The following is an 18,964-nucleotide window of genomic DNA, read 5'->3' as shown; positions in this document are numbered from 1 at the left end:
CAACGGCCGAACCGGGGAAGATCCTGTCGGCTGAAGACTTGTCGCTGATAGTTTGCCGATATATCGTGAGGCTATCGGCGACAGTATGAAGGAGGCCCAGGATGGGTTTTCACCGAGGATTCAACGATCTGCACGAGTCCCGGAGGCGTGGCTTCGGCTTCCCGATGGGTCCGCCCGGTGGTCGAGGCCACGGCGGCCACGGCCACGGCCGGGGTCGCGGCGGCGGACGGGGACGCCGGCCGAACGTCCGGGCGGCCGTACTGGCCCTGCTCACCGAGCGGCCGATGCACGGCTACGAGATGATCCAGGAGCTGGACTCGCGTACCGGCGGCGCCTGGCGACCAAGCCCGGGGTCGATCTACCCGACCCTGCAACTCCTCGAGGACGAGGGCCTGATCGCGACCACCGCCGAGGAGTCGGGCGGCGGGCGGCGGCGCTTCGGGCTCACCGAGGCCGGACAGGCCGAGGCGACCCAGGCGGCCCAGGAGCCGCCGTGGAGTGAGTTCGCCGAGAACACCATCAACAGCTGGCACGACATCCGGGAGGCCGGATTCCAGGCGATGAACGCGCTACGCCAGGTGATGATGACCGGTACCGACGACCAACGCGAGCGGGCCGCCCAGGTGCTCGACGAGACCCGGCGGAAGCTGTACGCGATCCTCGCCGAATCGGAGTGAGCCGCACGACGGCCTTCGGAAGGCAATCAGCCGGCCTCGACGTGCCGGTGGCGGGAACATCCGCCACCGGTCGTCGGGGCCGGCTGTGATTCTGGTCCGATCGGCTCTGGCCCGGCCGCCGTCGTCGGGCCGCCGTGGTGCGGGTCGGTCGACCGGTCAGTGCACCGTGACGGTGGGGCCGGTCACCAGTTCGCGGAGTTCCTCCGGCAGGTCCGCGCCCATCTCCTCGGCAAGCCGGACGGCCTCCTCGATCAGGGTCTCGACGATCTGCGCCTCGGGAACGGTCTTGATCACCTTGCCCCGGACGAAGATCTGTCCCTTGCCGTTGCCGGAGGCGACCCCGAGGTCGGCCTCCCGGGCCTCGCCGGGACCGTTGACGACACAGCCCATCACCGCTACCCGCAGCGGGACCGGCAGCCCCTCCAGACCGGCGGTGACCTCCTCGGCCAGCTTGTAGACGTCGACCTGGGCCCGGCCGCAGGACGGGCACGACACGATCTCCAGGCCCCGCTCCCGCAGCCCCAGGGACTCCAGGATCTGGTTGCCGACCTTGATCTCCTCGACCGGCGGGGCGGAGAGCGAGACCCGGATGGTGTCCCCGATGCCTTCGGCCAGCAGCGCCCCGAAGGCCACCGACGACTTGATGGTGCCCTGGAAGGCCGGCCCGGCCTCGGTCACCCCGAGGTGGAGCGGGTAGTCGCACTGCTCGGCCAGCTGCCGGTACGCCCGGATCATGACCACCGGATCGTTGTGCTTCACCGAGATCTTGATGTCCCGGAAGCCGTGCTCCTCGAACAGCGAGCACTCCCACAGCGCCGACTCCACCAGGGCCTCGGCGCTGGCCTTGCCGTACTTGGCCATCAGGCGCTTGTCCAGCGAACCGGCGTTCACCCCGATCCGGATCGGCACCCGGGCCGCCGAGGCCGCCGCCGCGATCTCCTTGACCTTGTCGTCGAACTGCCGGATGTTGCCGGGGTTGACCCGGACGGCGGCGCAGCCCGCGTCGATCGCCGCGAAGACGTACTTCGGCTGGAAGTGGATGTCGGCGATCACCGGGATCTGGGACTTCTTGGCGATCGCCGGCAGGGCCTCCACGTCGTCCTGGGACGGCACCGCCACCCGGACGATCTGGCATCCGGAGGCGGTCAGCTCGGCGATCTGCTGGAGAGTCGCGTTGATGTCGGCGGTCAGGGTCGTGGTCATCGACTGCACCGACACCGGCGCGCCACCGCCCACCGGCACCGAACCGACCATGATCTGCCGGCTGGCCCGCCGGGGCGCGAGCGGCGGCGGCGGTACGGCGGGCATGCCAAGGCTGACGGCGGTCACTCTGCACTCACCTCTGGATCAGCGTTATCGGGTTGACCACGTCGGCGGTGACGGTCAGCAGCGTGAACGCGCCACCGATCAGGATCAACGCGTACGTTACGGGCATCAGTTTGAAGTAGTCGACCCGGCCGGGATCGGGCTTGCCGAGCCGGGCGAAGAGCCACGACCGGGCCCGTTCGAACCACGCGATGGCGATGTGTCCACCGTCCATCGGCAGCAGCGGCAGCAGGTTGAAGACGCCGATGAAGAAGTTCAGCGAGATGAAGAGGAGCACGAAGACTTCCCAGAGCCCGTGCTGGACGGCCTCGCCGCCGAGCCGGCTGGCCCCGACCACGCTGATCGGGGTGTCGACGTCGCGTTCCTCACCGGTGATCGCCGCCCAGAGGGCCGGAACCTTCTGCGGGATCCGCTGGATCGCCTTGGCGGTGTTGACCGCCATGTCGCCGGTGAAGTCGGCGGTCGCCCCGAAGGCCGCGACCGGCCCGTAGGTGATCGTCGGCGGCGTACCGAGTCCGACGCCCAGTGCCGAGACCGGGCCGACCGGGCCGTCGGCCTGGTCCTGCGGCGGGCGCTGCACCTCGGCGAGGTTGACCTGGGCGGTGTGCGTCGCACCGTCCCGGACGTAGGTGACCGGGACCGGACCTGGCTTGGTCGCCCGGACGGCGTCGAGCATCTGCCCCCAGTTCGCCACCGACGTGGTGCCGATCGAGGTGATCACGTCGCCGTCGCGCAGGTTCGCCTGGGCGGCCGGGCTGGCCGGGTCACCTGCCTGGCAGGCCCGGCTCGGCGGGTTCTCCCGAACGACGCAGGACGCCAGTTCGATCCGCGCCGGCTCGTTGCGGACCTCCGCCTGGTTGGTCGGGTAGTCCGGGTTGGGCAGGCCCATGAAGATCGCGGCGAGCCAGAGCGTGACGATGGCGAGCAGGAAGTGCGCCACCGAGCCGGCGGACATCACCACGGTCCGCTTCCAGAGCGGGAACCGCCACATCGCCCGGGGCTCGTCGGCCGGGTCGACGTCGTCGTCCTGCGGGGTCATCCCGACGATCTTGCAGAAACCGCCCAGCGGGATCGCCTTGAGTCCGTACTCGGTCTCGCCCCGCCGGAACGACCAGACGGTGGGACCGAACCCGACGAAGTACCGGGTCACCTTCATCCCGAACCGCTTGGCCGTGAGCATGTGCCCGGCCTCGTGCAGGCTCACCGAGATGAGGATTGCGAGGGCGAACGCCACCACCCCGAGTAGATACAGCATCAAGCTCCCTCGACCGCCTTCGCGATGATCTCCTGGGCGTGTGCCCGCGCCCAGGATTCGGCGGCGAGCACCTCCTCGACGTTACCCGGTTCGGCAAAATCCGGGGCCGCCTCCAGCACGCGTTCGAGCGTGTCGACGATGCCGAGGAACGGCAGCCGGCCGGCGAGGAACGCGGCGACGCACTCCTCGTTGGCGGCGTTGTATATCGCCGGACGGCACCGCCCGACCGTGCCGGCCTGCTTGGCCAGCCGTACGGCGGGGAAGGCCGCCTCGTCCAGCGGATCGAACTGCCAGCTGTGCGCGGTGGTCCAGTCGACGGCGGACGCGGCCTCGGGCACCCGGTCCGGCCAGCCGAGGGCGAGCGCGATCGGCAGCCGCATGTCCGGCGGGCTGGCCTGGGCCAGGGTCGAGCCGTCGACGAACTCCACCATCGAGTGGATCACCGACTGGGGATGCACCGTCACCTCGATGTCGTCGTACGGGACGTCGAACAACTCGTGGGTCTCGATCACTTCCAGCGCCTTGTTCACCAGGTTCGCACAGTTGATCGTGACCACCGGTCCCATGTTCCAGGTGGGGTGCGCGAGCGCCTGCTCGGGGGTGACGCCGGTCAACTCGTCGCGGCGGCGGCCCCGGAACGGCCCTCCGCTGGCGGTGAGGATCAGTCGGCGCACCTCGGCCCGGCTGCCCCCGCGCAGGCACTGGGCCAGCGCCGAGTGCTCGGAGTCGACCGGCACGATCTGCCCCGGGCGGCGGATCGCGGCCCGGACCACCGGACCACCGGCCACCAGCGACTCCTTGTTCGCCAATGCGAGGGTACGGCCGGCGCGCAGCGCCGCCAGGGTGGGCGCCAGGCCGAGCGAGCCGACGACGCCGTTCAGCACGATGTCGCACGGCCACTCGGCGAGTTCGGTCATGGCGGACGGACCCGCCACGATCTTGGGAATCCGGAAGCCGCCAGCTGGGTAGTCCCGCTTCGCCGCCTCCGCATAGAAGGCCAGTTGCAGGTCCTGCGCGGCGGAGGCCTTCGCGACCCCGACCACCTCGACCCCGAGTTCGAGCGCCTGGGCGGCGAGTTGGCCCACGTTACCGCCGCCGGCGCCGAGCGCGACCACCCGGAACCGGTCCGGATTACGGCGCACTATGTCGATCGCCTGGGTGCCGATCGACCCGGTGGAACCGAGCAACACGATCTCACGCGGAGAACTCACCCGGACATTCTCCCTGAACAACTCTGAGCGTCCGCTGGCAGGCCGGCCGGCGGGGCGCCCGGCCGGCAATCCGGGCGGTCAGAGGCCGGTACAGCCGTACCGACGGGCGGTCAGGGGTGGGCCAGCCGTACGGGCTGCCGGTCAGGGGCGGCGCAGCCGGAAGGCTTCCAACTCCTGGCCGCCGTACCAGTCGGCCCGCCGGCCGATCGACGCCATGCCGAGCCGACGGGCGACCGACATCGACGCCTCGTTCCCGGGTGACACGACGGCGTAGATCTCCTCGACCCCGGCCGCGAAGCCCCGCTCGACGGCTCCGCGCGCCGCCTCGGTGGCGTACCCGTGCCCCCACGAGTCGGGATGCAGGTGCCAGCCGACCTCGATGTCGGCGGTCAGCGTCGACTCGTCGACTCCGGGCAACGGCTTGAGCATCACGGTGCCGACCACCAGCCCGTCCTCCCGACGCTGCACCGCCCAGAGGCCGTACGTCTCCACGCCGAACCGGATGTTGCGGGCGTGCCAGCGACGTACCAACTCCTCGGCGTCGGCGGGCGTACGGAGCGGGAACTGTGCCGCACCCAGGTGACGGACGACCTCGGAACGGGAGTAGGTGTCGTACACCCGCGCGAGATCGGCGGGCTCCAGCGTCCAGTTCCGGACCACCAGTCGTTCGGTCTCGTAGATCGTCACGCGGCGGGATGCTAGCCATCACCCGCCCCGCACACCAGCGACTTTCCGCCGGCGGTGTCGCCACCGGCCCCGGTCGACCACCGACTGGCCGAGTCGCTGGTGCCGATGCGGGACCGGCACCCCGAACTGCCGGTCGAGGTGGCCCGGATGATGCTGTCCGGCTGGACGATGCTGTACGGACTGATCTCGATGGAGGTCTACCCCAGCTCCGCTGGGCGGTGTCCGATCCGGAGGCACTCTTCGAGGCGGAGCTGGCGGGCTTCCTGCGCCAGCTCTCTCCCGGACCCGACGCCGCCCCACCACGCACCGCCGGAACCAAGGCCGGCCAACCCGGCACCGACCCGGGGCATCCGAACTAGGCTTCCCGAGCATGACCGCCGAGCTACCCGCCCGCGCCGACGTCGTGATCGTCGGCGCCGGCCACAACGGCCTGGTTTCCGCCATCCTGCTGGCCCGGGCCGGCCTCGACGTGGTGGTGCTGGAGGCCGCCGACACGATCGGCGGGGCGGCCCGCACCGAGAACCCGTTTCCGAAGGTGCCGGCCCTGCGCCACTCCACCGGCTCGTACCTGCTCGGCCTGATGCCGCCGGAGCTGATCGAGCTGCTCGACGTCCAGATCCCGGTGCTGCGCCGCGATCCGCACTACTTCCTGCCCACCCCGGGTGGTGTCGGCTCGCCGTACCTGCTGTTCGGGGCCGACCGGGAGGGCACCCGGGAGCAGATGGAACGGTTCTTCTCCCGGGCCGACGTGACGGCCGACGACGCTATGCAGGCCGAACTCGCCGCGCTCCGGGAGGACCTCGGACCGGCCTGGCTGGCCGAACCGCTGCCGGTGGAGGAGACCGCCGACCGCTACATCCGGCGCGCCCTCCGCGAGCCCTTCGTCGATCTGGTCCGCGGCTCGGTCGCCGACTACCTGGCCCGGTTCGACTTCCGCTCCGAACTGCTGGTCTCGATGTACGCCGTCACCGACGGCCTCTCCGGACTGAACGCCGGTCCGGACGACCCCGGAACCGGCCACAACTTCCTGGCCCACAACATGTGCCGGCTGCCCGGCTCGGGCGGCACCTGGATGATCGTCGCCGGTGGTATGGGCACCGTCACCAGCACCTTCGCCGACGCCGCCCGAGCCGCGGGCGCCACGATCCTCAGCGGTACGCCGGTGTCCGCGATCACCGTCGACGGCGGAGCGGCCAGTGGCGTCGTACTCGACGACGGGCGGACGGTCGACGCCGAGGTGGTGCTCGGCGCCGGTGACCCGTACCGGCTGATGGAGCTGGTGCCGGACGGCGCCCTGCCGGCGTCGCTGACCGAGCGGATGACGGCGGTCCGTCGCACCGGCACCACCCTGAAGGTCAACCTCGCCCTCTCCGGGCTGCCCCGGTTCACCTGCCTGCCCGCCGACGCGCCGAGCCCGTTCGGCGCCACCATCCACCTGCTGCCGGGCTCCACCTCGCTGCTGCCCGGTGCGACCGGCGACGAACCGCCGATGGCGGCGCTGCGCCGGATGTGGGCGGACGTCCAGGCCGGCCGGCTACCGGACGAGCCGACGATCGAGTGGTACCTGCACACCACAGTCGACCCGTCGCTGCGGGACGAGGCGGGCCACCACTCCTCCGCGCTCTTCGTCCAGTCCGTGCCGTACGCACCGACCGGCGCGTCCTGGGACGAGCTCCTGCCCGGGTACGTGGAACGACTGCTCGCGATCTGCGACCGGTACGCCCCCGGCACCACGGAACTGGTCGCCGACGCGGTTCCGTTGACCCCACCGGGCATCGAGGCGCACTTCGGCATCACCGGTGGGCACATCCACCACGTCGACAACACCGTCTCGTTCACCGACCGGATGCCGTACGCGACCGGGCTCGACGGCCTCTACGCCGGTGGTGCGGGCTGCCACCCCGGCGGCAGTGTGATCGGCGCCGCCGGACACAACGCCGCCCGGCGGATCCTCACCGACCTCGGCCAGGTCGGCCCCGGCCGGTGAAAGGAAGGGCCCCTTCTTATCGCTTTCCGTTGTAGAAGGGCCCCTTCTTAACGCCTGTGCACGGTCGGCGGCTCAGCCGGCCGACTCGGCGTCGACGGTCACCGGGGCGGGCTCGCCGGCCCGGTGGGCCCGGACCTTGTGCCCGACACTGGTCAGGCAGCGGCCGCTCTCCAGGTCGAACCGCCAGCCGTGCAGCTGGCAGGTGAGCTGGTTGCCCTCGACGATGCCGAACCGGGTCAGGTCCGCCTTCAGGTGCGGGCAGCGCCGCTGCACCACCCAGTCGCCCAGGGTGATGTCCTCGGCGTCGACGGCCCGCTCGTGTTCGTCGTACCAGCCCTCGGCGTACTGGAGGCGCTCCTCGGAGAGGCACTTGAAGAAGGAGTAGACGAACTCGTTGTACTGGCCGATCCGGGCGGCGGAGAACCGGCAGGAGAGGAAGAGCGAGTTGACCCAGTCGACCTCGTCGATGTGCAGCAGATGCTCGACCAGCGCCCGCTCGGTACGGAACCGGTAGCGCACCTTCTCGTCCGCGGCCGGCCGGACCTCCTTGCCCGGGAAGTCCACCAGGATGGACTCGACCGACTCGCCGTCGTAGCCGACCAGGTCGAACCGGACCGGGCCGCCCACCCCCTTGGCGAGGTAGATCGACTCGTCCAGCAGCGGCTCGATCCGACGCTTCATCCCGGCCAGCACGTCGATCTCCGGATGCCGCCAGGATGCCTTCGCCGCCTCGATCACCGGCCGGGACCGGGCCTGGTACTCGCGCAGGTGCTCCTCCTTGCGGACGAAGAACTCCCGCACGTCCGGCACCGGTTGGCTGGTCTCGCAGGTGTCAACACCGACCTCGGAGACGGTGCCGGGCAGCAGGATCACGCTGTTGTCGTAGCCCAGCTCGGTGTAGTGGTCCTGGAAGACCTGCTGGTCGGGGAAGATGTTTCCCTCGTCGCCGTGGATGTCGTTGAACTGCCACAGCTCGTCGTCGAGGAAGCACGGCGGGCCGGCGATCGGGAAGACCCAGGACGCCTTGAGGTCGTCGATGTAGCGGATCGTCCGGTCCATCTGCCGGTCGCGCTTCTGCTTGCCGAACGCGGTCTTGGCCGCCGTGGGCAGCTCGTAGACCATCGGGTACCAGATCGCGCCGGAGAACTGGAGCAGGTGCGCGTGCACGTGGCCCAGTTCGGCGAAGATGTCGAGATCGCTCGGGCGGGCGTCGTTCTGGTTCAGCAGCCGTACGCCGTCGTACTCCACCCACAGCGACGAGTCACCGATCGGCCCGTCGGTCGGGCTGGTCAGCGCCTGGACCATCACCTTCAGGCCGCCGTCGAGTTCCATGACCTCGTTGGTCTTGGTACGCAGGAAGCTGGTGAACCCGAGTTCCCGCAGCTCGTCCTCGAGTTCGGAGGTGGGGTATTCCGGAAGCAGGACGGTGGCCTTCTTCGAGATGAACCGCTTGAGGTGCTCGGCGTCGAAGTGGTCCCGGTGCAGGTGCGAGACGTACAGGTAGTCGACCTGCCCGAGCGTCTCCCAGTCGAGCTGTGAATTGTCCGGGAACGGGAACCATGAGGCGAAATAGGCCGGGTTGACCCATGGGTCGCACAGGATGCTGCCCGCACCGGTGTCGATCCGCATGCTCGCGTGTCCCGTACCGGTCAGTCGCACCGCACAGTCCCCCTAGACGTAGGCAATCTCATCCCTGGCCCCGGAATCAAGGCGTACCCCCAAACGCTACCGGAGGCCCCGAGCTGGCCGACCCGCGACGCCGGGTTGGGCCGCCCGGCCGCCTCCCGGTCCGGCCGTTCCACAGCGCCGGACAGCGCCGGGACGCCGGGCCCTCCGGCGCGGCCGGTACGGCACGTGCCAGACTTACCGGCATCCGATCGTGAGGAAAGGACCGGAAAGTGGCTGGAAGCGAGCCGGTGACGTCACCCGACCAACGCAAGCCGGGACACCGCAGGGCGGGTCGGATCGGCGCGATCCTCTCCGCGGCCGTGCTGGTGTTGCTGATGTTCAACAACAACGAGGTCAGCGGCATCGAGAAGATCTGGCTCGGTGGGATCGCCGCGTTCCTGGTGGTAGCCGTCATCGGCGACACGATCCTGCGCCGCAACGGCCTGCGTTCCTGATTTCCGGCCGGCCTGACGATCGACGGCACGTCGGGCCGACCCCGGGAGGGCGGCCCGTCCGCTGAGTCGGCCGTCAGGCCTGCCGAGTCGGCTGCCCGAAGCACCCAGTCGGCGCCACCCGCCCCCGCGCGGCGAGGAGAGCGTCCTCGCCGGCGGTGGCATGGTCACTGTCCGAGCAGCAGGTCCTTGACTTCCTTGAGTGCGGCGTCGACCTCGGCCTCGAAGTAGCCGCCCGGCACCAGCCCGAACCGCATGGTGTCGAGATCGACGGGGTTGACCGGCATCGGTCCTCGCCCGGCCATGCCGCCGAGGATCCCCTCGAACAACCGGTCGACCTGATCGGGGTCGTACCCGCTACCGAACCGGCGCACCTGGAAGGTACGACGGATCTGGTCGATCCGCGCCAGCTCACCACCCGGCCCCGACGGCCCCGGAGCTCCCATCGGCGGCGGGCCACCGAGCCCCGGGCCACCCATCGGCGGTGCCATCGGCGGCGGCTCACCGACACCCCGGCCCGGCCCGCGCAACTCGCGGTCCGGCATCCGGATCTCGGCGGTCATGTCCGCCTTGCCGTGGCGGTTGGGATCGAATCCGTCAAACCGCTCGTTCGGCCCGAACCCCCCCGGCGGCCCGCCCGGGGTACGGGGCGGAACCGGAGCACCCGGGCCGCGCTGCGGCTCGAAGCCTCCGCGCGGGCCCTCGGGACCGCCCCGCTGCGGGTCAAAGCCACCCCGCTGCGGATCCGGACCTCCGCGCTGCGGGTCGAAGCCACCCCGCTGGGGCTCGAAACCACCTCGCTGCGGCTCGAAGCCACCCCGCTGCGGATCCGGACCGCCGCGCTGCGGGTCGAACCCACCCCGCTGCGGCTCGAACTCGCCGCGCTGGGGATCCCCGCCACCCCGCTGCGGGTCGAACCCGCCGCGCTGCGGCTCGAAGCCACCCCGCTGGGGCTCGAAACCGCCCCGCTGCGGGTCGAACCCGCCGCGCTGCGGCTCCATGCCACCCCGCTGCGGCTCCATGCCACCCCGCTGCGGGTCGAACCCACCCCGCTGCGGGTCGAAGCCGCCGCCGAAGGTCCCGGTGGGCTCGTCGAACTGCCCGTACGGATCGTTCGGCGGCCCGGCCTGCGCCGGCATGGGACGCAACGGTGGCGGCTGCCCACCCGGGGGCAGTCCCCGGTCGTCGCGCATCGGCGGGCCCATCCGGTCGGGCGGACCCATCCGGTCCGGTGGCCCCATCCGGTCCGGCGGACCCATTCGGTCGGGCGGCCCCATTCGGTCGGGCGGACCCATCCGGTCCGGCGGACCGAGGCGGCCCGGCTGCGTCCCGCGGTCGCCCATCCCCGAATCCCCGCCGCGGTTGCCGACGGCACCGCCGCGCTCCTCCAGCTCGGCGATCTGCCGCTCCACCCGGTCGAGGTGCAGGTCGACCTGCCACTCGTCGTACCCTCCGAAGCGCACCCGGAAGACGACGTCGTGCACCTCCTGGGAGGCGACGGGCGCGCCCAGCGACTCACCGGCGAGCGTGGCCTCGACACGGTCCAGGAACGTGTCCACCTCATCGACCTTGTAGCCCCGCCGGAGCGCCTTGCGCCGGAAACGCTGACCCTGACTCGCCACTATGTCTCCTGGTTCGCTCGCTCGCTTCGCTCGCTCACGCCGCCCCGCCACGCGGGTCGACGCCGCAAGCGGCACCACTAAGTCTGATGACCCGGCCGCTCACGGTGTCACCGCCGCGGCGGCCAGCTGGCCACACGCACCGTCGATGTCACGCCCGCGGGTGTCCCGGACGGTCGTCGAGACGCCGGCCGCGCGCAGACGCCGGACGAACTCCCGCTCCACCGGCTTCGGACTCGCGTCCCAGCGGCTACCCGGGGTGGGGTTGAGCGGGATCAAGTTCACGTGGGTCAGCCGACCAGCCAGCAACCGACCGAGTAGGTCGGCACGCCACGGCTGGTCGTTCACATCTCTGATCATCGCGTATTCGATGGATACGCGACGCCCCGTACGCTCCGCGTAGTGCCACGCGGCGTCCAGCACCTCGGCAACCTTCCACCTCTGGTTGACCGGCACCAGTTCGTCGCGCAGCTCATCATCGGGCGCATGCAGCGACAGCGCAAGAGTCACCGACAGTCCCTCCTCGGCCAGCCTGCGCATCGCGGGAACCAGGCCGACCGTGGAGACGGTGACGTGACGCTGGGAGAGACCGAGCCCCTCCGGTGCCGGCGCGCAGAGCCGGCGGACCGCCGCCACGACCCGCGAGTAGTTGGCCAGCGGCTCGCCCATGCCCATGAAGACAACGTGCGACAACCTCGGCGGGGATCCGACGACCGCCCCGGAGGCGGCCACGCCGGCGAGGTGGACGGCCTGGTCGACGATCTCGGCGGTGGAGAGGTTGCGGGTCAGGCCGGCCTGACCGGTCGCGCAGAACGGGCAGCCCATCCCGCAGCCGGCCTGGCTGGAGATGCAGACGGTGACCCGGTCCGGGTAACCCATCAGCACGCTCTCGACCAGCGAGCCGTCGTGCAACCGCCACAGCGCCTTGCGGGTCGCGCCGTCGTCGCAGGCCACCTCGCGGACCGGGGTGAGCAGGTTCGGCAGCAGCGCGTCGGTGATCCGGTCCCGGCTGGCGGTGGGCAGGTCCGTCATCCGCTCCGGATCCCGCACCAGGCGGCCGAAGTAGTGGGTGGAGATCTGCTTGGCACGGAAGGCGGGCTCACCCAGCTCGGCGACGACCGCCTGTCGTCCGGGTAGGTCGAGGTCGGCAAGGTGCCGGGGCGGCATCGCCGCCCGGCGCGACGGTGCGGACCCGATCGGGGCGTCCGGGGAAATCTGGATCATGGGCAGGCTCGTCATGGCCTGTCCAGTCTCCCACGTCCGCGCGACAACGCACCTGGCCGAGGGTGCCGAACCGGCGGGCGGTGCCGGATACCCCTGGTGTGAAGGCTCACGTCGACTCTCAACCGGTCGGGGCGAAGATCGCCAGGAGAAGGTACCCGGTGGGCACGGCGAAGAGGACCGAGTCGAGTCGGTCCATCAGTCCACCGTGTCCCGGGAGCAGGTTGCTCATGTCCTTGACCCCGAGATCCCGCTTGATCATCGATTCGCCGAGGTCTCCGAGCACGGCCGCCACCGAGACCGCCACCCCGAAGATCGCCCCCCACCACGGCTCGACGTCGAGCAGGACGCCCAGCAGTACGGCGCTGCCGATCGCCGCCGCCGCCACCGAACCGGCAAAACCCTCCCAGGACTTCTTCGGACTGACCGAGGGCGCCATCGGATGCTTGCCGAACGCCACACCGGCGGCGTACCCACCGGTGTCGGAGAGCACGACCGCGGCCAGGGTGACCAGTACCCGCAGTTCGCCGTCGTCCGGCGCGGCGGCGAGCAGCGCCGCGAACCCGCCGAGGAACGGCACGTAGACCGCGATGAGGGTGGCCGCCGTCATGTCCCGCTGGTAGCCGGCCGGCCCGTCACCGAGCCGCCAGACCAGCGTCGCCAGCACCGTCACCAGCAATCCGAGGCTGAGCGCGTCCGGCCCGGCCCACCAGGCCAGCCCGACCATCAGCAGGCCGCCCGCGATCAGCGGCACGAGTGGCGGGTGGACCCCGCTGGGCCGTACCGCCTGGGTCATCTCCCAGATGCCGATACTGACCGCGATCGCCACCACGACCAGGAAGGCGGGGCGGAACAGGAAGAGCGGAACGACGATCGCGGCGCCGAGCCCGAGCCCGACGCCGATCGCGGCCGGGAGGTTCCGGCCGGCCCGACCGGAAGCGGCCGGCTGGCCGGAGCGGGTCGCCCGGCGGCGGCCCGGACCGCGCCGCGGCGCCGAGGACGGTTCCGGGGCCGGATCCGGGTCCACGAAGGGCCAACCTACCGGGTTGGTCGGTGCCTCCGCGCTGGCGTCGGCACCACGCCGGTCGTCCCCGTCCGGGTACGGCGAATCGCCGCCCTCCGGATAGCCGGGCCGCCCGGCGGCGGGGTACTCGGTCGCGGGCCCACCCGGCTCGGCGCCACGCCACTGCGAGCCCGGGTCCCCGACGGCCTGGTCGCGGTGGCCGTTCCGGTGTCCTGGCAGTGTTCCGGACCGGAGTCCCGGAGCCTTTCCCGGCGGGAATCCGGTGGCCGGATAGCCGCCGTCGGGATCCACCGGAATGTCGGGTGGGGCGGGGTGCTGGCCAGTCGGGCCCGCGGACGTGTCGGGTAGGACCGGGAAGCTGTCGGTCGGCGCCGCATAGGTGTCGGGCGCGGCACCCCCGTGCCGCGCCCGAACCCAGGCGTCGTCGTCGCCGGCTGGCCACTGGCGGCCCGCCGGGCCGTCCTGGCGCTCCGGACCACGGGACCTATCCAGGCCACGCGGATGCTCGGGCCGTTGCTGCCGGCCACGCGGCTCCGCGCCGCCGCGATAGGGGTCGACGTGGGACATCAGACCTCGAGCAACTCGGTTTCCTTGTGTTTCACCAACTCGTCGACGTGCGTCACGTACCGGTGAGTGAGGTCGTCCAGCTCCTTCTCGGCGCGCCGACCCTCGTCCTCACCCGCTTCGCCGTCCTTGACGATCCGGTCGAGCTCTTCCTTGCCCCGGCGGCGGATGTTCCGGATCGCCACCTTGGCTTCCTCGGCCTTGTGCCGGGCCACCTTGATCATGTCCCGGCGCCGCTCCTCGGTCATCTGCGGCAGCACGATACGTAGCTGGTTGCCCTCGTTGTTGGGGTTCACGCCGAGGTCGGAGTCGCGGATCGCCTTCTCCATCGCCTGCAACTGCGAGTTGTCGTACGGCTTGATGATCGCCATCCGAGGCTCGGGGATGCCGACGGAGGCCATCTGGGTCAGGGGGGTGGGACTACCGTAGTAGTCGATGATGATCTTGGAGAACATCGCCGGAGAGGCGCGCCCGGTGCGGATGGCGCCAAACTCCTCCTTGGCGTGCTCGACCGCGCGCTCCATCTTCTCCTCGGCCTCGAGGAGGGTGTCGTCGATCACCTGCTCCTTCGCCTCCTTCTGCTGGATGCTGCTCCGTCGTTAATACCCTGCCCGGTCTGGCCGGCCCGGGCCCAAGCGCGGCTCACGCCGTGATCAACGTTCCGATGCGCTCGCCGCCGACAGCCCGGATGATGGTGTCGTCGCCCTCGGCACCGAAGACCAGCATCGGCAGCCCGTTCTCCTCGCAGAGGCTGAACGCGGCGGCATCCGCTACGCGCAGTCCGCGCCGGAGCACCTCGGTGAAGGTGATCTTGTCGAGCTTGCTGGCGTTCGGGTCGGTACGCGGATCCGCCGTGTAGACGCCGTCGACCCCGTTCTTGCTCATCAGCACCACGTCGGCCCGGATCTCCAGCGCGCGCTGGGCGGCGACGGTGTCGGTCGAGAAGTAGGGCATCCCGGCGCCCGCGCCGAAAATGACCACGCGACCCTTTTCCAGGTGGCGGATCGCCCGCAGCGGAATGTAGGGCTCGGCGACCTGCGCCATCGTGATCGCGCTCTGCACCCGCGTCTCGATGCCCTCCTTCTCCAGGAAGTCCTGGAGTGCCAGGCAGTTCATCACCGTGCCGAGCATGCCCATGTAATCGGCCCGGGCCCGGTCCATGCCGCGCTTCTGGAGTTCAGCGCCCCGGAAGAAGTTGCCGCCCCCGACCACCACCGAGACCTGTACGCCCCGGCGTACCACGGTTGCGATCTGCCGCGCGATGGCCTGCACCACGTCCGGATCGACGCCGATCGCGCCACCGCCGAAGACCTCGCCGGACAGCTTCAGCACCACCCGGCGGGCCCGCCCGGGTGGCGGCGCCGTCGGATCGTCCGCCGCCGAGGTCCGGTCACTCACAACCTGCGTCATCCGACCCGCCTCTCCCGCGCCGGCACGCCGGCGTCCATTCACCCAACCTGCCGCTGCTGACCCTACGTGACAAGGAGGCCGCGGTGCCTGTCACGTACACCAGCGGCCTCCTCTCCGTGTCACCCCGTCTGCGCCGTACGGCCGGGTCGCGACGACCCGGCCCGTACGTCAGGCGGCTCAGGCCTGGCCGACCTCGAACCGGACGAACCGGGTTACCTCGATACCCGCCTCGGCGAGCACCTGCTTCACCGACTTCTTGTTGTCGGCGACCGATGCCTGCTCGAGCAGGACGTAGTCCTTGAAGAAGGCGTTGACCCGACCCTCGACGATCTTGGACATGGCCGCCTCGGGCTTGCCCTCCTCGCGAGCGGTCTGCTCGGCGATGCGCCGCTCCGAGGCCACGGTCTCGGCCGGCACCTCATCGCGGTTGACGTACTTGGGACGCATGGCGGCGATCTGCATCGCGACGCCGCGCGCGTCGGCGTCACCGGCCTCGTCGGACTTGCCGGTGTACTCCACCATCACGCCGACCTGCGGGGGCAGGTCCTGCGCCTTGCGGTGCAGGTAGACCGCGACCGGCCCGTCGAGTGCGACGAAGCGGTTGAGCACCAGCTTCTCGCCGATCTTGGCGGACTGCTCCTGGACCGCGTCGGCGACCGTACGGCCGTCGGCCAGGGTGGTGCCGAGCAGACCCTCGGCGTCGGCCGCGCCGGACTGCCCGCCGTGCTCGACGAGAAGCTGCGCGAACGCGATGAAGTCAGCGTTCTTGGCGACGAAGTCGGTCTCGCAGTTGAGTTCGAGCAGCGCCTTGCCGGAGTGCGCCACCAGACCGTTGGCGGCGGTACGGCCGGCCCGCTTGCCGACGTCCTTGACGCCCTTGACGCGCAGGAACTCGACAGCCTTGTCGAAGTCGCCCTCGGCCTCGGTGAGGGCCTTCTTGCAGTCCATCATGCCGGCGCCGGTGAGGTCCCGGAGCTTCTTGACGTCCGCGGCGGTGAAGTTGGACATGACTCTCTCTTCGGTGTGTAACGCGGCTGATTCGGTGGTCTTCTGCGGTTACCCCGATTCGGGGCCACCGTGCCTCGTACCAGGTCGGGTTCCGCCGGTCAGACGATCAACCGGCGGAACCCGACGGCGAAATCACTCAGCGGCGGCGGTCGCCGGCTCGGCGGCCTTCGGCTCGGCAGTCTTCGGCTCGGCGGCGGCGGTCGCCGGCTCGGCACTCGCCGGCTCGGCGGCCTTCGGCTCCGCGTCGCCATCGGCCTTCTTCTCGGTGTCCTCGATCAGCTCGCGCTCCCACTCGGCGAGCGGCTCGTCGGCGCCGACGACACCCGGCTCGGGCTTCTCGTCGGTGCCCCGACGCTTGCCCGAGCGGGCGATCAGGCCGTCGCCGACGGCCGCCGCGATGACCCTGGTCAGCAGCTCGGCGGAGCGGATCGCGTCGTCGTTACCCGGGATCGGGAAGTCGACCTCGTCCGGGTCGCAGTTGGTGTCGAGCACGGCGATCACCGGGATGCCCAGCTTGCGGGCCTCGTCGACGGCGATGTGCTCCTTCTTGGTGTCGACCACCCAGATCGCGGCCGGAACCTTCTGCATGTCCCGCAGCCCACCGAGGGTACGGGTCAGCTTGATCTTCTCGCGGGACAGCTGCAGGGTCTCCTTCTTGGTGTAACCCTGCGCGGTGCCGGACAGATCGCCGAGCGCCTCCAGCTCCTTCATCCGCTGGAGCCGCTTGTAGACGGTCTGGAAGTTGGTCAGCATGCCGCCGAGCCAGCGGTGGTTGACGTACGGCTGGCCGACCCGGGTCGCCTGCTCGGCGATGGCTTCCTGAGCCTGCTTCTTGGTACCCACGAAGAGGATGCTGCCGCCCTCGGCCACGGTCCCGCGGACGAACTCGTACGCCTTCTCGATGTACTCGAGGGTCTGGCGGAGGTCGATGATGTAGATACCGTTGCGCTCGGTGAAGATGAAGCGCTTCATCTTCGGGTTCCAACGCCGGGTCTGGTGCCCGAAGTGGACACCGCTCTCCAGCAGTTGGCGCATGGTCACTACGGCCATGGTGAGGTGCTCCTTCTGTCCCTGGTTGTCCACGCCTGGCCGGCGGCCTGGCGTCCTGGCGCCGGATCGCCGGCCATGACGGACCCGATCAAGATCGGGACCAGGGGGCCGTCGCTCCACGGGCAGACCGCGGAGAGGGCGCGCGAGGTCGACCGCACGAGGCGGTCGCCAATGGCCAAGTGTACGCCCCCGCCCCGTCCACCAGCACACAAACCCCCTCCGGGGCCCCGGCGCTGGTCAGGGCACTCGTTCCGACGCTACCGGCGGTCTGCCCGGTCGGGTCCACGCCCGCCCGTCCCCGGCCCTCATCCGGCCCGTGGTCAGCCCTGGACCGGGTTGTGGTCAAGCCCCCTGGGACGGGTTGTGGTCAGCCTCTGCCGGGCCGTGGTCAAGCCCCCCTGGGCCGGGGCCGTGGTCGGCCCCTGCCGGGCCGGGTCAGCCCGTGGCGAGCGCCGCCGCGACGAAGAGCACCAGCCCGATCGTGAGGTACCCGGTCGGCGGCCGGAGCCAGGCACGGGCCGGGTCGCCGAGGGTCGCCGCATTGGTGATCAGCCCATAGAGCCCAGCGGCGAAGATCGGCAACCCGAGTACGAGAAAGACCCCAGCGAGTACCGCGGAGGGCGAAACCGGACTGCCGACCGCCCCGTCGAGCAGTACCCGGACGGCCGGTACCTCGAAGACCAGCGTGAGGAGCGCCAGGATCGCGGCCAGCCCCGGACGACGGCTCCGGTAGACCCCCTCGGCACCGGCCAGACCGACACCGCCCGGCTCGCCGTGGCCCGGCGAGGCCGGCGCGACGGGACGGCGCAGCGCCGCCCGGTCGATCGCCTCGGTGTGGAAACCGGCGGCGTCGCCACCGGCCAGCGGACCACCCCCGCCCGGCCGCGCCTCGACCTGCGGCACCAGGTTGGTGGGCTGGTCCAGCGGTCCGGGCTGCTCGGCGCCCCGCCCGGGCTGCACGATCGGATAGCCGGACAACGGTGAGCGCCCAGGATCCGCCCCCACCGGTGACCCGCCGGCATCCGGCGCGGACGGCGGCGACTGGCCCAGGTCGGCGGGCGGCGCACCATGCCGGCCAGGGTCGGCGGGCTGCGTACCGTGCCGGCCGGTTCCGTGGCCGCCGTACGGCGGGCCCGAGCCGCCGTCGACGCCACCACCGGCGGGGATCCGGTACACACCGCCGGCCGGGTCGGGACCTCCGCCGTGCAGGGGTGCCCCGGGCCCGGCGTGGCCCGGTGACCCGCCGTCGGGGCCGGTGGCCGAACCCCGGCCCCGCTCGGTGGCGTCCCGGGACCAGTCAGCCGACGGATAGCCGGGCTCGGCTCCGGACCCGGCGAGGCCGAAGCCCGGCAGCGGCACCTCCAGCGAGGCGCCGGCCGAGGCGCCGTACCGCTCGGCGGCGGCGTCGGAGGGTTGGCCGTACCGCTCGGGGCCGGCATCGGAGGGCTGGCCGTACCGTGCGTTCGGGACCGGACCACCGGGCTGCGTCGGGGCGAGAGGATCGGCGCCGGAATAGCGGTCCTCAGCAACGCCACGCCACTGCTGGTCGGGATAAGCGCGATCACCGGCCCGCCAGCCGGGCACCTGCTCTTCCGGGAAGCTGCGTTCTTGGTCCACGGCCAGGCACGCTATGTGACCTGCGTGGTTGCTCGCCAGTTGCCTGACCCAGATGCCGGCTTGCCAGCGGATATTCCGGTTTTGACGAGCGTGGTGAAGGGGTGACCGGTCACCCGGCGGCGGTCGACTCCCATGGTCGGTGGTGATCGTCGTCGCAGCGCCGGTCCCGGCGTCAGATCCATACTTCC

General features: G+C 71.0%; 17 protein-coding genes. 4 read left to right on the top strand and 13 right to left on the bottom strand.

Annotated features, from left to right (window positions below; all coding sequences use genetic code 11):
• Positions 1-101 precede the first annotated feature (101 nt).
• Complete coding sequence (locus H4W31_RS17510; protein ID WP_192767641.1) at positions 102-677, top strand: PadR family transcriptional regulator; 576 nt, start codon at positions 102-104, stop codon at positions 675-677.
• 156 nt (positions 678-833) lie between these two features.
• Here the strand turns inward: H4W31_RS17510 and ispG are convergent, their stop codons facing one another.
• The 4 genes from ispG to H4W31_RS17490 form a co-directional block, all read right to left on the bottom strand.
• Positions 834-2,006, bottom strand: a complete 1,173-nt coding sequence (gene ispG, locus H4W31_RS17505) for a flavodoxin-dependent (E)-4-hydroxy-3-methylbut-2-enyl-diphosphate synthase (protein WP_192767640.1) — start codon at positions 2,004-2,006, stop codon at positions 834-836.
• Positions 2,007-2,013: 7 nt separating this feature from the next.
• Positions 2,014-3,258, bottom strand: coding sequence for a M50 family metallopeptidase (locus H4W31_RS17500; protein ID WP_192767639.1), 1,245 nt, complete (start codon positions 3,256-3,258; stop codon positions 2,014-2,016).
• A complete protein-coding gene (dxr, locus tag H4W31_RS17495) occupies positions 3,258-4,469 on the bottom strand; it encodes a 1-deoxy-D-xylulose-5-phosphate reductoisomerase (protein ID WP_192767638.1) in 1,212 nt (403 codons plus the stop codon). Before dxr ends, H4W31_RS17500 begins: the two co-directional genes overlap by 1 nt.
• Positions 4,470-4,610: 141 nt before the next feature.
• Positions 4,611-5,156 (bottom strand): GNAT family N-acetyltransferase, encoded by a 546-nt coding sequence (locus H4W31_RS17490; RefSeq protein ID WP_192767637.1) that lies wholly within the window; start codon positions 5,154-5,156, stop codon positions 4,611-4,613.
• A gap of 218 nt (positions 5,157-5,374) precedes the next feature.
• On the opposite strand from H4W31_RS17490, the gene H4W31_RS17485 reads away from it, so the two are divergent.
• Together H4W31_RS17485 and H4W31_RS17480 are read left to right on the top strand one after the other, a co-directional pair.
• Positions 5,375-5,515 carry a hypothetical protein gene (locus H4W31_RS17485; RefSeq protein ID WP_192767636.1) on the top strand — a complete coding sequence of 47 codons (141 nt, stop codon included), beginning with the start codon at positions 5,375-5,377 and terminating at the stop codon, positions 5,513-5,515.
• Positions 5,516-5,526: 11 nt separating this feature from the next.
• The gene (locus H4W31_RS17480) at positions 5,527-7,143 is read left to right on the top strand and encodes a phytoene desaturase family protein (RefSeq protein ID WP_192767635.1); all 1,617 of its coding nucleotides are present in this window, start codon (positions 5,527-5,529) and stop codon (positions 7,141-7,143) included.
• Positions 7,144-7,215: 72 nt separating this feature from the next.
• On the opposite strand, the gene H4W31_RS17475 is transcribed toward H4W31_RS17480, so the two are convergent.
• Positions 7,216-8,802 (bottom strand): Rieske 2Fe-2S domain-containing protein, encoded by a 1,587-nt coding sequence (locus tag H4W31_RS17475; protein ID WP_192767634.1) that lies wholly within the window; start codon positions 8,800-8,802, stop codon positions 7,216-7,218.
• Positions 8,803-9,041: 239 nt separating this feature from the next.
• Here H4W31_RS17475 and H4W31_RS17470 point away from each other — a divergent pair, with 239 nt between their 5' ends.
• Positions 9,042-9,266, top strand: coding sequence for a hypothetical protein (locus H4W31_RS17470; protein WP_192767633.1), 225 nt, complete (start codon positions 9,042-9,044; stop codon positions 9,264-9,266).
• Between the two features lie 164 nt (positions 9,267-9,430).
• Here H4W31_RS17470 and H4W31_RS17465 read toward each other — a convergent pair whose 3' ends face one another.
• From H4W31_RS17465 to H4W31_RS17430, 8 genes are all read right to left on the bottom strand, one after another.
• The gene (locus H4W31_RS17465) at positions 9,431-10,885 is read right to left on the bottom strand and encodes a DivIVA domain-containing protein (protein WP_192767632.1); all 1,455 of its coding nucleotides are present in this window, start codon (positions 10,883-10,885) and stop codon (positions 9,431-9,433) included.
• 99 nt (positions 10,886-10,984) lie between these two features.
• Positions 10,985-12,121, bottom strand: a complete 1,137-nt coding sequence (gene rlmN, locus H4W31_RS17460; RefSeq protein WP_192767631.1) for a 23S rRNA (adenine(2503)-C(2))-methyltransferase RlmN — start codon at positions 12,119-12,121, stop codon at positions 10,985-10,987.
• Positions 12,122-12,224: 103 nt separating this feature from the next.
• Positions 12,225-13,694, bottom strand: coding sequence for a phosphatidate cytidylyltransferase (locus tag H4W31_RS17455; protein WP_225945567.1), 1,470 nt, complete (start codon positions 13,692-13,694; stop codon positions 12,225-12,227).
• Positions 13,694-14,251, bottom strand: coding sequence for a ribosome recycling factor (frr, locus tag H4W31_RS17450; RefSeq protein ID WP_192767630.1), 558 nt, complete (start codon positions 14,249-14,251; stop codon positions 13,694-13,696). The genes H4W31_RS17455 and frr overlap by 1 nt, the downstream gene beginning before the upstream one ends.
• An 82-nt stretch (positions 14,252-14,333) precedes the next feature.
• A complete protein-coding gene (pyrH, locus tag H4W31_RS17445; protein ID WP_225945566.1) occupies positions 14,334-15,101 on the bottom strand; it encodes a UMP kinase in 768 nt (255 codons plus the stop codon).
• Between the two features lie 177 nt (positions 15,102-15,278).
• On the bottom strand, positions 15,279-16,109 hold the full coding sequence (tsf, locus tag H4W31_RS17440; RefSeq protein WP_192767629.1) for a translation elongation factor Ts: 831 nt from the start codon (positions 16,107-16,109) through the stop codon (positions 15,279-15,281).
• A gap of 132 nt (positions 16,110-16,241) precedes the next feature.
• Positions 16,242-17,159, bottom strand: a complete 918-nt coding sequence (rpsB, locus tag H4W31_RS17435; RefSeq protein WP_192767628.1) for a 30S ribosomal protein S2 — start codon at positions 17,157-17,159, stop codon at positions 16,242-16,244.
• A gap of 435 nt (positions 17,160-17,594) precedes the next feature.
• Complete coding sequence (locus H4W31_RS17430; RefSeq protein ID WP_192767627.1) at positions 17,595-18,776, bottom strand: hypothetical protein; 1,182 nt, start codon at positions 18,774-18,776, stop codon at positions 17,595-17,597.
• Between the last annotated feature and the right edge of the window lie 188 nt (positions 18,777-18,964).

It is taken from the genome of Plantactinospora soyae, assembly GCF_014874095.1.
Taxonomy (GTDB): Bacteria; Actinomycetota; Actinomycetes; order Mycobacteriales; family Micromonosporaceae; genus Plantactinospora; species Plantactinospora soyae.
This window is presented reverse-complemented; position numbering and strand designations above follow the sequence as displayed.